14 protein-coding genes are annotated in these 12,118 nt (G+C 66.2%); 1 reads left to right on the plus strand and 13 read right to left on the minus strand.

Going from position 1 to position 12,118, the window contains the following annotated elements; genetic code table 11:
- Positions 1-6: 6 nt before the first annotated feature.
- The 10 genes from PVW49_RS13035 to PVW49_RS13080 form a co-directional block, all read right to left on the minus strand.
- Positions 7-795: an SDR family oxidoreductase gene (locus tag PVW49_RS13035; RefSeq protein ID WP_274590741.1), complete on the minus strand. Its 789-nt coding sequence runs from the start codon at positions 793-795 to the stop codon at positions 7-9.
- Positions 795-1,724, minus strand: a complete 930-nt coding sequence (locus PVW49_RS13040) for a VOC family protein (RefSeq protein WP_074838005.1) — start codon at positions 1,722-1,724, stop codon at positions 795-797. The genes PVW49_RS13035 and PVW49_RS13040 overlap by 1 nt, the downstream gene beginning before the upstream one ends.
- Positions 1,725-1,742: 18 nt before the next feature.
- Positions 1,743-2,552, minus strand: a complete 810-nt coding sequence (locus tag PVW49_RS13045; protein ID WP_074838004.1) for an alpha/beta fold hydrolase — start codon at positions 2,550-2,552, stop codon at positions 1,743-1,745.
- Positions 2,549-3,289, minus strand: a complete 741-nt coding sequence (locus PVW49_RS13050) for an SDR family oxidoreductase (protein ID WP_074838002.1) — start codon at positions 3,287-3,289, stop codon at positions 2,549-2,551. Before PVW49_RS13050 ends, PVW49_RS13045 begins: the two co-directional genes overlap by 4 nt.
- Positions 3,286-4,332: an aromatic ring-hydroxylating oxygenase subunit alpha gene (locus PVW49_RS13055; RefSeq protein WP_074838000.1), complete on the minus strand. Its 1,047-nt coding sequence runs from the start codon at positions 4,330-4,332 to the stop codon at positions 3,286-3,288. Before PVW49_RS13055 ends, PVW49_RS13050 begins: the two co-directional genes overlap by 4 nt.
- A 61-nt stretch (positions 4,333-4,393) precedes the next feature.
- On the minus strand, positions 4,394-5,236 hold the full coding sequence (locus PVW49_RS13060; RefSeq protein ID WP_082154704.1) for an ABC transporter permease: 843 nt from the start codon (positions 5,234-5,236) through the stop codon (positions 4,394-4,396).
- Complete coding sequence (locus PVW49_RS13065) at positions 5,233-6,207, minus strand: ABC transporter substrate-binding protein (protein ID WP_274590742.1); 975 nt, start codon at positions 6,205-6,207, stop codon at positions 5,233-5,235. The genes PVW49_RS13060 and PVW49_RS13065 overlap by 4 nt, the downstream gene beginning before the upstream one ends.
- 29 nt (positions 6,208-6,236) lie before the next feature.
- The gene (locus PVW49_RS13070; protein WP_053083418.1) at positions 6,237-7,007 is read right to left on the minus strand and encodes an ABC transporter ATP-binding protein; all 771 of its coding nucleotides are present in this window, start codon (positions 7,005-7,007) and stop codon (positions 6,237-6,239) included.
- A complete protein-coding gene (locus PVW49_RS13075) occupies positions 6,997-7,299 on the minus strand; it encodes a recombinase-like helix-turn-helix domain-containing protein (RefSeq protein ID WP_048535627.1) in 303 nt (100 codons plus the stop codon). The genes PVW49_RS13070 and PVW49_RS13075 overlap by 11 nt, the downstream gene beginning before the upstream one ends.
- Positions 7,300-7,597: 298 nt before the next feature.
- The gene (locus PVW49_RS13080) at positions 7,598-8,542 is read right to left on the minus strand and encodes a cupin domain-containing protein (protein WP_048535628.1); all 945 of its coding nucleotides are present in this window, start codon (positions 8,540-8,542) and stop codon (positions 7,598-7,600) included.
- Between the two features lie 85 nt (positions 8,543-8,627).
- Here PVW49_RS13080 and PVW49_RS13085 point away from each other — a divergent pair, with 85 nt between their 5' ends.
- Positions 8,628-9,407 carry an IclR family transcriptional regulator gene (locus PVW49_RS13085; protein ID WP_074837992.1) on the plus strand — a complete coding sequence of 260 codons (780 nt, stop codon included), beginning with the start codon at positions 8,628-8,630 and terminating at the stop codon, positions 9,405-9,407.
- A gap of 261 nt (positions 9,408-9,668) precedes the next feature.
- Here the strand turns inward: PVW49_RS13085 and PVW49_RS13090 are convergent, their stop codons facing one another.
- The 3 genes from PVW49_RS13090 to PVW49_RS13100 are packed head-to-tail and all read right to left on the minus strand — an operon-like array spanning position 9,669 to position 11,889.
- Complete coding sequence (locus tag PVW49_RS13090) at positions 9,669-10,478, minus strand: substrate-binding domain-containing protein (RefSeq protein ID WP_274590743.1); 810 nt, start codon at positions 10,476-10,478, stop codon at positions 9,669-9,671.
- The gene (locus PVW49_RS13095) at positions 10,475-11,188 is read right to left on the minus strand and encodes an energy-coupling factor ABC transporter ATP-binding protein (protein WP_274563739.1); all 714 of its coding nucleotides are present in this window, start codon (positions 11,186-11,188) and stop codon (positions 10,475-10,477) included. Before PVW49_RS13095 ends, PVW49_RS13090 begins: the two co-directional genes overlap by 4 nt.
- The gene (locus PVW49_RS13100; RefSeq protein WP_048535635.1) at positions 11,185-11,889 is read right to left on the minus strand and encodes an ABC transporter permease; all 705 of its coding nucleotides are present in this window, start codon (positions 11,887-11,889) and stop codon (positions 11,185-11,187) included. Before PVW49_RS13100 ends, PVW49_RS13095 begins: the two co-directional genes overlap by 4 nt.
- Positions 11,890-12,118 lie beyond the last annotated feature (229 nt).

The following is a 12,118-nucleotide window of genomic DNA, read 5'->3' on the forward strand; positions in this document are numbered from 1 at the left end:
GCATCCTCAGATGTGACGGGACAGGCCGCCCGAGACTTCGAGCTGTGCGCCGGTGATGTAGCTGGCCGCTCTGGACCCCAGAAAGGCGATGGCATGGGCGGCTTCCTCGGCCTCGCCCAGACGGCCGAGCGGAATGCCTTTCTTTTCGGCCAGGGCGCCGTACCATTCGGCCCGGCTGACCGACTGGTCCTCGCGTTCGGCAAACCGCCGGGTCCACTGGCCCGAGCCGATCAGCCCCAAGAGCACGGAGTTGACCCGCACCTCGGGCGCCAGTTCGACCGAAAGCGATTTCAGCAGGTTCTGCACCCCGGCCCGCGCCGAAGAGGTGCAGACCATATGCGGCTCGGGCTGGTAGGCGAGCAGCGAATTCACCGCGACGATCGCACCCCCGGCCTCGCGCAGCATCGGCAGGAAGGCCCGCACCGGCAGCACCTGGCTGAACAGCTTCAGCTCGTATTCCGCGCGCCAGTCGTCATCCGTGGTGTCCTCGAAGGTGGAAATCCGCCCCTGCCCCGCGTTGTTGACCAGCAGGTCACAGCGGCCCCAGGTCTGATGCACCAGATCGGCAAACTCCTGGACGGCGTCCCTGTCCAGCACCGAAAACGCCTGTGTCAGCACGTTGTCGTCCCCGAAATCGCGCTTCAGCACGGCGGCCACCTCGTTCAGCCGGCTCTCGTTGCGGGCGCAAAAGGCAACCCGCGCGCCGCTTTCCAGCAGCAGCCGCACCGTGGCCAGGCCAATGCCAGAAGAGCCCCCGGTCACCACCGCGACGCATTTGTCGTAATCGTATCGCATCACGCGGCTCCTTTCGCCTTGGCGCGCAGTTCGGGAAAGCCCGGATCGGGCCGGCCCTGCATCACCGCGCGCTGCGCCGGGGTCGGCGGGCCGGCGGTCATCCACTGGTCCATCTTCTCGGGGTCGTCGCGCGGCCAGACCTGGGCCTCGTGGGTGGCCTCGTCGATCTGCTGCACCTCCGAGGTGAACTCGATCACGAAACCCGAGGGCGAGACGAAATAGGCAAAGGGATTGTCCCCCGGCCCGTGCCGCCCCGGCCCCCATGTGGGCACATGGCCCTTCTGCTTCATCCGGCCGATGCCGCGCATGAATTCGTCGAGCGAGGGCATTTCAAAGGCCACATGATTCACGCTGGCATAATTGCCGCGCACCAGCGCGATGGCGTGGTGATCGGTGTTGCAGCGCAGGAAAACCATCTGGTCGGCGGAATAATCCGACACCCGGAAGCCCAGAACCTCTTCGTAGAAGGCCTGCGTCGCCTCCATGTCGGGCGCGTTCAGCACCACATGGCTGACCTTGCGCGGCTTGGCCCATTCCGGTTTCTCGTCCAGCGTCCGGGCGTCGCAGCGGAACCGCAGCCGGCGGTTGTCGGGGTCCAGCACCTCGAAGCCATAGCCGCCCGCCCAATCGTCGAACGCCGAAGGCGTGCCCAGCACCGGCGCGCCCCGGGCCAGGCATTGCGCATGCAGCGCATCCATGCTGGCGCGGTCGGGCATGGCGAAATGGATGTACTCGATGCCAAACACCGGCCCGTCCTTCAGCCCGTAGAGGAACGCCTCCTCGCCGGTGCCGCGCAACAGCGCCGTGCCCTCTTCGGCATGGGCCAGCTTCAGCCCCCACATGTCCTCGTAGAACGGCAATGTCTGGGTCAGCCCCGGGCCGCGCATCATGATGCCGCGAAGCGCCTCTGTGCGAATGGTCTCACTCATCTCGGTCTCCCTCTCCGGTCACACCACCGCCGCGGCGCCCTGGCGCAACGCAGCGGCAAAACGCGCCGGATCCTGTTGATAGAGCGCATGGCCGAGGCCCGGCAGCTCCGTGTATGTGCCGCGCGCCTTGGCGTGCAGCCTGTGGTGCACGCGGCGCGCCCCTTCGGGCGGCGTCACCTGATCCTTGCCGCCGACAATCACGTCGGTGGGCACCCAGAGCCTGTCGGCATCATCCAGAAGCCGCCCCGAGGCCAGCATCCGCGCCGCCTGGCCATAGCCCGGCATCGAGACCTGGCTCATCGCGGTCTGCACCAACGCCAGCGTCTCCGGGTTATCCTCGGGCCGGTACACCAGCCGCGGAGCGCGGGCCTTGGCGAAGTCTACCGCCCCCAGCCGCTCCAGATCGTCGATCCGCGCCTGTGCCTTGGCGCTCAGCACCTCGCCCGGCGCAACGCCGTGGCCGATGGCCGGCGCGGCCAGCGTCAGATGGGTCACCCGGTTGGCGCGACAGGCGACAAAGGACGCCGCGATCAGCGCCCCCAGCGAATGGCCGAGCAATGCGCATTGCGGCACCTTCACCCGGTCGAGAAACCCTTCCAGAGCCGCCGCGTAGTCCTGCGCCTGCGGCCAGACCTGGGTCAGCGGCTCGGACCCGCCATAACCCGGCGCGTTCCAGGCGATCACCCGGGCCGTCGCCGGCAGATGCGCCAGCAACGGCGTGAACGACGCGGCGTTCGATCCGATCCCGTGCAGCAGCACCAGCACCGGCCCGTTGCCGGGGCGTTCGAGGTAGGCGATGCCCTCGGAGGTATGCGCATCCCAGCTCATGCGAAAACGAACCCGTTGTTGACCGGCAGCACCTGCCCGGTGAGCGTCAGCGCGCCCTCCTCCACGAGAAAGGCCACCACGTCGGTGATGTCCTGCGGCGATTGTGCCCCGGGCACCGCACGGCCTTCGGAATACTGCCTGTGCCGCGCTTCGGGCACGTAATCGGTGCTTTCGGTGGTCAGGATGCCCGGCGCCACCGCCGTCACCCCGATGCGGTCCGGCCCCAGTTCCCGCGCCAACGACCGCGTCATCGCGATCACCGCGCCCTTGCTGGCGACATAGGACATCAGCCGCGGCGCCCCCCAGAGCGCCGTATCCGACGCCATGTTGACCACCCGGCCCGATCCCGAGGCTTTCAGCAGCGGCGCCATGGCCCGCACCATCAGCCAGGTGCCGCGCACATTGACCCGCTGCACCAGATCCCAGCTCTCCAGCTCGATCTCGTCGTAGGGAATGCCGCCGATGCCGGTGGCAATCGCGCCGTTGTTGATCAGCCCGTGCAGCTTGCCCGCCGTCAGCCGCGCAACCGCTTCGCCGCAGGCGCGGATCGAATCCGGATCGCCCAGATCGACCCGCACAAATGCCGCCCCGAGGCTGTCGGCCGTGGCCCGACCCTCCTCCTCGGCGATATCCGCGAGGATCAGGCGCGCGCCCTTGGCGGCAAGCGACCGGGCGATCACTTCACCCAGACCGCTCGCCGCGCCGGTGACGAGGATATGACGGCCATCGAGGCTCATTCCGCCGCCACCGCGGCCGATTTCAGCTCGGCCTCAATCTGCGCCTTGGCCGCCCGGGTCAGGATCTGCCGGATGCGGCTGACACCCAGATCATGCTGATAGAGCATCTCGCGCTTGCGCGCGTCGTCCGACATGCCTTCCAGCATCACCCGGTCCTGCTCGAGCACGTTCCAGTGATTGGTTTCCAGCACCGCGCGATACAGGAAACGCCAGCTCTCCCGCGCCGTGCCCTCGACCTGGCGCATCCGCCAGAAGAACACCCGGCAGGTGGTCTCATCCACCGGCGTGGTAAAGCCGATGATGCGGAACACGCCGCCCGGCCCGGCCGCCGGCGGATAGGGAATGTCGAGGAAACAGAACATCGAGCCGTCATGGATCTCGAACTCGGTCCAGTCGAAGTTCTCGCCGGTCTGGCCGACGCGCTCGATGCGGAAACCCTCGTCGGTCTTGTTGAGCTGCATCAGGTCCTGCTTGGAGCCATACGCCAGGGTAAAGCTCTCGGCATGCAGGTAGCAGCCGTGCATCGGATCGGCGAGGTTATCCAGCGCGTAACGATAGTTGGTTTCCCAGACCGAGGTGCAGAGAAAGCCGGTCCATGCGTCGCTGGTCATCTCCTTGGGCAGCACCAGCTCCGGCGGTTCGGGCCGGTCGGCCGAGGGCACATAGACAAAGACCGCGTCGTTGCTTTCCTGCACGGTGTAGGATTGCAGCGCCTTGCGGCCCTCGAGCGCGCATTCCGGCATCGCCGGCACCCGCTGCACCACGCCTTCGCCATCGACCACCACGCCGTGATAGCGACAGGCGACATGGCCGTCATGCACCTCGCCATAGGACAGCGGGGCGCCACGGTGCGGACAGAAGTCCTCGAGGCAGCGGATCTTGCCGGCGCCGTCGCGCCACAGCACGAGCTTCTGGCCCAGCAGCTTGGTGCCGAAGGGGCGCGCGCCCTTGATCTCGACCGATTTGGCCACCGGATACCATTGGCCGCGCAGGCCTTCGTTCACGCGCTTCTCGATCAGCGCTTTCTTGTCGACGACAGTCATTTGCGTTCTCCCTAATCTGGCTGGCCGCCGCCGCAGGGCGACCCGATGTCATGGCCCGGCGTCAGTGCTCGGCGCGGGGCAGGTAATGCAGCACGCGGGTCTCGATCTTGACCAGCGCGAAATAGAGCGCGTAGCCGATCACCGTCAGCAGCAGGATCGCGTTGAACACCATCGCCGCATTGGCCTGGCCGCCGCCGTAGGAGATCAGGAAACCCAGCCCGGTGTTGCCGCCCACCAGCTCGCCCACCGTCACGCCGATCACGGCCAGGGTGGAGGCGATGCGCAGACCGGCCATCAGGTTGGGCAGGGTCGAGGGCATCTCGACTTTCCAGAACACGCCCAGCCGGCCGAGGTTGTAGGCCCGGGCAAGGTTCACCAGATCGCGGTCGACGGTGCGCATCGCCTGAAGCACATTGACCAGCACCGGGAAAAACACGATCAGCACGGTGACCAGCAGCTTGGGCATGGCGTTATAGCCGAACCACATGATGAACAGCGGCGCAAAGGCCACCTTGGGTGCGATCTGCAAGGCCAGGATATAGGGCGAAAGCACCTTCTCCCAGAATTCCGACATGCCCAGCAGATAGCCCAGAACCGCGCCCAGCAGCGATCCGATGGCAAAGCCCAGCACGGTGTAGAGCGCGGTCGACAGGAAATGCCCCAGCAGCCCCTCGAAGGCCCACATCCGCGACAGTTCGGCCAGGCAATCGGTCAGCGTCGGAATGATGAACTTGGGCACATCCAGCGCCGGGGGCAGAAATTCCCAGGCCAGAAGCACGAGGACCAGCAGTCCAAGGCTTGCATAAAGCGGATTGGCAAGGCGCATGGGGCGGGTTCCCTTGGAAGCGGGGGCCTTGGCGGCCGGGGCAGAGCGCCCGGCCACGGCCTGAGTTGTATCGGTCATTTGATGAACTCGTTGGTGTACAGCTCGTCGACCGGCACCGCGGTGCGCACCAGCCCGGCATCGACATAGAAATCCTGCACCGCCTTGATCCGTGCCGGATCAAAGCTGCCCAGCGGCTGGTTCTCGCCCTCGGGATAGATCAGCTCGGCATAGGCCCGCAGGATCGCCTCGATCCCGGCGAGATTTTCGGAATGCTGCGGCACAAAGCTGACGTAATCCGCCGCCGCGGCCGCCGGATCGGCCGAGATGTCGCGCAGCCCGCGCAGCACCGCCTCGACAAACCCCTGCACCACCTCGGGGCGTTCCTCGATGGTGTCGTCCGAGGCGATGATCGCCTGGGCCATCGCCGGGAACACCGAATCGACCGGCATCTGATCCATCGCGACGCCGGCGGCCTCGATGGCGGCGATCCACTCGGGCACGCCCGACATGGCGTCAAGCTTGCCGGCGATGCTCAACTGGATGATGCCGCCGGGGCCCACCGCCTGGATATCGACGTCGGTCTTGCTCAGCCCGGCCGAGGCCAGCACGCCGAGCAGGTTGTAATAGGTGGTGTCCTGGAACGACAGCACGCCGATCGACTTGCCCTTGAGGTCTTCGGGGCCGGAAATGCCGGCATCCTCGCGCCAGGCGAGCTGGGTCAGGCCGCGGCCGCCCAGCAGCGCGACGCCGCGGATCTCGAGGCCGTTGGCGCGCACGATGATCGGCGTGTCGCCGATCCCGCCGCCCAGATCGGCATTGCCAAGCGCGACCTGGGTCGCAACATCGGCGCCGCCCTTGCCCACCTGAAAGGTGACGTCGAGCCCGGCCTCCTCGAAATACCCCTTGCCCTTGGCAAGCTGGAACGGCGCGAAAGCCGGAAGGAAATCCGGCGCCGGAAACAGATAGGTGACTTCTTCGGCCGCAGCGGCGGCACTGGCGGACAGCGCCAGGGCGGCGGCGGCGAAGGTGGAAAGAATGCGATGTTTCATGTTCGGGACTCCCTGTTCCGAGCGGCGCCTCAGGCGGCCTTTTCTTCGAGTTTCAGGTGTTTGAAGAGCTGAGCGGCATAGTCGGAAACCTCCGGCATGACGCGCCGCTCGATCGGCCGGTCGCGTTTCGGCAGGTCGACCTTGATTTCCGCCACCACGGTGCCGGGGCGTTCCGACAGCACCAGAATGCGGTCGGACATCAGCACCGCCTCCACCAGATCATGGGTGATCAGCAGCGTCGTCTTGCCGGTCTTGGCGATGGTGCCGGCAAAGGAATTCTGCAACAGCAGCTTGGTCTGCGCATCCAGCGCCGAGAACGGCTCGTCGAGCAGGATGATCTCGGGGTCGATGGCCAGCGTGCGGGCCAGCGCCGCGCGCTGCCGCATCCCGCCCGAAAGCTGATAGGGATAATGGCTGTCGAACCCGGCAAGCTGGCAGTGCTCCAGCTCCTTCATGGCGCGTGCGCGCCGTTCCGCCTTGGCCACGCCGCGCGCCTCCAGCCCGAACTCGATATTCGAGATGATCGAACGCCAGGGCAGCAGCAGATCCTTTTGCAGCATGAAACCGACATGCGCATTGGGGCCGGTCACCGCCGCATCCGAAACAAGCACCTCGCCGTCGCTCGGCTGATAGAGCCCGGCGGTCATCGACAGGATCGTCGATTTGCCGCAGCCCGAAGGCCCGACGACCGAGACGAACTCGCCCTCGTCGACCCGAAAGCTCACGTCGTTCACCGCGGTCAGCCGGTCGCCGGCATTGGTGGTGAACTTCTTGGTCACATTGCGGAACTCAAGCGCCATACCCGTGCTCCGCATATGCCGCGTCAAGCGCGGCGTTGATCGCCACCAGCTCATCGTGAACCAGATCGGCGGTCCAGTCGGTACGGCCCGAGACCGGCGCCGCAAAGCCGCGCTCGGTCAGGGCGGTGGCGACGGCGTCATACTCATGGCCCACCGCGTCATAGACCTCCATCAGGACCGTCGCGAAATCCGCCTCCTGCGGCTCCAGCTCCCGCCCCCGGCATTGATGCGCCAGCGCCGGGCGGCTGGTGTCCGCGGCCCGCTGTGCAAGTCTGTCCTTGAAAGCATCCATGACGTGGCTCCTCTCGGTTGCTTGATGTTTCGTCCGTCTTGCAGGTGTTCAAATATGAACAACTTGTTCACTATTGATGATAACTGAAGGCCACCCCGGTGAGTCAAGTGTTTTCGAAAAGTTTTTCCGGGGCAGGCGCGGTCAGGTCTTGAACCGTAGAAGTCAGGGCAAGTCGCTGATATCCAAAGGAAACTGGCGACACCCCACAGACCGCATCCACCGTTTCACCGGCAGGCAAGCGGCCTTCTCGGCCATGGCGGATCAGCCGCCATGGCCAGGGTGATCAGGTTTTGGGCGTTCAGGCGGCTTCGTAGACCACATCATCGCCCTTCGACGAACCGATCACGTGCCAGACCGTGGCCGCGCCGGCACCATCGTTGCGAATCCAGTGCTTGCGGCCGGCCGGCGTCTTGACCAGATCGCGTGGCCCGAGCTCGACCTCGACGGTTTCGCCATTGTCTTCCCAGCCCACGGTCAGGCTGCCTTCGAGCACCAGGAAGGCATCCTCGACATCGCGCACGAATCCCTTGATCCCCACACGCGACGGCACGCCCCACATCTCCTTGCGGCAGGTATCATGGCCCAGACCGCCCTCGCCGACATAGACCTTGCGGCTGAAGCCGGCGTCTTCCCAGATCGTCGGCTGGTCGACGTGGCGAATCACATATTGCGCCATCAGCTTCTGCAACGGATGATCGCCGGCGGGATCGAACTTGATGGTCTCGCCCGGCTTGGCGCCAAAGGCCCGGGCGAGCTCGGGCGCATGTTCCTTCGGGTGATAGTGATAGACCGGCGGCAGCGGCTTGCCGACATCGACCGAGATCGACATCAGCACCGGCTCCACCCCGTCGACGCGGAATCCATGGCCGATCTCGCGCGCGTTCAGGATCATGTCCTTCGGCCCGAGGTTGACCTCGCAGACCTCGCCGTCCCGCTCCCAGCCGACGATCAGCGCGCCATCGATGATCAGGAAACTCTCTTCGATTTCATGGCTGTGGCAGGCGGCGTATTTGCCCGGCTCCTTGTAGATCAGCGAGACGGTGAAATTGTCGGCCTTGAGCGTCGAGGTATCGCCCACCTTGGGCGAGCCCCCTGCCCCGACATAGCGCATCTGCGCCCGCGCCAGATCGGGGAAACCGGCGTTCGAGGGAAAGGCGTTCCAGTCGAATTCCTTGTCGGTGAAGCGCCCGGTATGGGCCTTGAGTTCCGCCGCGAGCGGCGAGGCGGTTGCGCGCATGTTCATGTCGGGTCCTCCGTGGTGGCTGTCGTGCAAAATTCGATGCAGAGATTTGTAGCCGGCACGCGTTTCACCTGATACATGGCGTTTCATGGATAAAACGGACGCCGATGAAGACCGCTATCTGGTCCCCGGCCTGCTCCGCGGCTTCGCGGTGCTGGATGCCTTCACCACCGAGCGGCAGGAACTGACGCTCAGCGATATCGCGCGCAGCCTGGGGCTCAGCCGGTCGGCCGCCTTCCGCACGGTCTATACCCTGGCGCATCTGGGCTTCCTGCTGCACGACGCGCGGCGGCAGACCTATGCGCTGGGGCCGGCGGTGCTGCGGCTGGGGCATGGATACATGGCCTCGCGCGAGTTGGTGCAGATCGCCCTGCCCGAGATCGAGGCGCTGCGGGACGAAACCGACTGGTCGACCCATCTTGGCGTGCGCGACGGCAAGAGCGTGCTTTACATGCTGCGGGTCGCCAGCCGCATGGGCATGGGCAGCATCGTGCATGTCGGCAGCCGGCTGCCGGCGGCGGCCACCACCATGGGCCGGGTGCTGCTGACCGATCTCGACGAAGCCTCGCTGATCGCGCTCTACCGGGATGAACATTACGATCATGCGCCCCGCGGGACGCCGCGCAACATGGCAACGCTGCTGGCGCAATGGCGCGCCGACCGCGCGCGCGATGTCGTGGTGCAGCTCGGCAGTTTCGAACGTGGCATGGCCTCGGTCGCCGCCCCGATCCGCGACATATCCGGCGGCATCGTCGGGGCGATCAACGCCACCCGCGCCTTCGATGCGCCCGCGCCGCCCGATCAGAGCGTGATCGATGCGGTCACATCCTGCGCCCGCGCGATCTCCCGCCATCTGGGCTGTGCCTGAGCGTCCCCCGGCCCGGCCGGGATTACCCGCGCCGCAGGGCTCGGCAAAAGCGCCACAACGTCTCGGGTCTCTCACGCCGCCGCGTGACCCGGCCCACCATCCGGCGTAGTCTTTCGTGGCGGCCGCGGCGCGGCCGCACGGCAATGCCGCCGGGCGGCGCTTGTCCGGGCACACCGGGCAGGAAACCGCCCTGCCCTGCCCTCCCCGAAAATGTCCGATAAGCTTGCACCACAGTTGCGAAAGCTTACCTTTCGGGTGCGCCTAGTCCGCCGCCTTGGCGTTGAAGACAAAGAGCGTCTCGCCGTCGATGGTGTAGCCATCGATCAGCGTTTTTGCGGTGTCGGACACCAGCCAGTCTTCCAGCTTCATTGCCAGGTCATGTTTCACATGGCCATGTTTCTCCGGGTTCACCGGAAGATAGGCATATTGGTTGAACAGCACCGCATCGCCGGAAAACAGCAGCGCCAGATCGCCCTTGTTGCCGAAATTCAGCCAGCTCGCCCGATCCGACATGATATAGGCGCCCATGCCGGCGGCGGTGTTCAGCGCCGCACCCATGCCGGCGCCCACGGGTTTGTACCAATCGTGCAGCGTCGCCGGATCCTGCCCGGCGTCGTCCCAGAGGCTCAGCTCCTTCTTGTGGGTGCCGCTGTCATCCCCGCGCGAGACAAACGGCGCCTCGGCCGCGGCAATGCGTTGCAGCGCCTCGGTGGCGCTCGGCGCACCGGCGATATCGGCAGGGTCGCTCTCGGGCCCGATGAAGACAAAATCGTTGTACATGATCTCGCGCCGGTGGGTGCCGTGCCCTGCCGCGACAAATGTCTCTTCGGCGCCGCGCGAATGCACCAGGATGGCATCGACGTCACCCGCCTCGCCCAGCCGCATCGCCTGCCCCGTGCCAACCACCAGAAGCTGCACCTCGAGATCGAGGTCCGCCGCGATCCGCGGCAGCAACACATCCGCCAGCCCGGAATTATGGAACGACGTGGTAACGGCCATTTTCATCGTCTCGGCGGCCAGGGCGGCGCCGGAACACGCGATCAGCGCCAGCGACAGGATCAGATGTTTCATTCGACAATATCTCCGTTCAGAAAGGCCCGCGCCTGAGGCGTGGCGGGCTGGGTGAAAAATTCCGGTCCGGCGCCCCGGTCGTGCAGCCTGCCATGCAGCAGAAACAGCACCTCATCGGCCAGCCGCCGCGCCTGGCCCATATCGTGGGTCGAGAGGATCAGCCGCATGCCACCGGCCCGGGCCTCTTGCAGGATCTCCTCGATCTCGCGCATCGCCCGGCCATCGAGCGAGGCGCAGGGCTCGTCGAGAAACAGCAGCTTCGGCTCGGTGATCATCGCCCGCGCCAGCGCCAGCTTCTGCCGCTCGCCGCCGGACAGTACCGGCGCCTGGCGGGTCAGCATCGAGCCCAGCCCCACCCGCGCGGCCCAGCGCCGCGCGCGGTCTTCGGCCTCGCCGCGCGACATGCCGCGCATGCGCAGCGGGTAGATCAGGTTCTGCATCACCGTGCGCCGCAGCATCACCGGCTGCTGAAACACGAAACACTGGTGATGCCGCGCCTCTTCGGTGGTGCAATTCCAGCGAATCCGCCCGCCCCCCAGCCGCGCCGTGCCGTGCAACATACGCAGAAAGGTCGTCTTGCCGGCGCCGTTGGGGCCGATCACCACGGTTGTCCCGGCGCCGTCGAGTTCGAGATCGACCGGGCCGACCAGCGTCCTGCCGCGCCGCGTGGCTCGGGCCGCCTCGAGCCTGACCGGAAACAAGTCGCTCACCAGCGCCCCTCCCGCTCGGTCCGGCTGAGCGCATGGATCGCGAGATTGACCGCAATCGCCAAGGCGATCAGCACGAACCCCAAGGCCAGCGCCAGCGCGAAGTTGCCTTTCCCGGTCTCGAGCGCAATCGCGGTGGTCAGCACCCGCGTGGCATGATCGATATTGCCGCCGACGATCATGATCGCGCCCACCTCGCCGATGCCACGGCCAAACCCCGCCAGCGCGGCGGTCAGCAGCGCTCGGCGGCTGTCCCACAGCAGGGTGCGGATCTTCTGTCCCTGGGTGACGTTCATCGAGATCAGCAGATCGTGGTATTCCTGCCAGAGATCGCGGATCGACTGATGCGCGATCGAGGCAATCAGCGGCACGATGATGACGACCTGGGCGATCACCATGGCCGTCGGCGTGAACAGCAGCCCCAGCACGCCAAGCGGGCCCGAGCGCGACAGCAGCACATAGACCACCAGACCCACAACCACCGGCGGCAGTCCCATCAACGCATTCAGCACCGCAATCACCGTGCGGCGAAACCTGAAGCGGCGCACTGCGAGCAAGGCCGCCAGGGGCAGGGCGATCAGGCTGGCAATAACCAGCGCCGAGAGCGTGACCTTGAGCGAGCGCAAGGCGATTTCCAGCAGTTCCGCATCAAGCGTCCCCACCAGCCAGGCCGCCTGCACCAGACCGCTCCAGATATCCACCATCCCCGGATGTCCCTCCCGTTTCGGGCAAACTGGCATTCCCCGCAGAGGGATGCCAGCCGGTTTTGACGACGGATCAGCGATTGGGTCAGACTGGCCGCAGCGAAGTCGCTCGCCCGACAAAACCCGGTCAAATTGTCCGGCTGCAAAAAATTGCCCATGGGCAATTGTGCCGTGCGAGCCACGGGGTCCCGGTGCGAGGCCGGGACGGGGGCCGGCGCGCCCCGGCCTC

Source organism: Marinovum sp. PR37 (assembly GCF_028807375.1).
Lineage (GTDB): Bacteria > Pseudomonadota > Alphaproteobacteria > Rhodobacterales > Rhodobacteraceae > Marinovum > Marinovum algicola.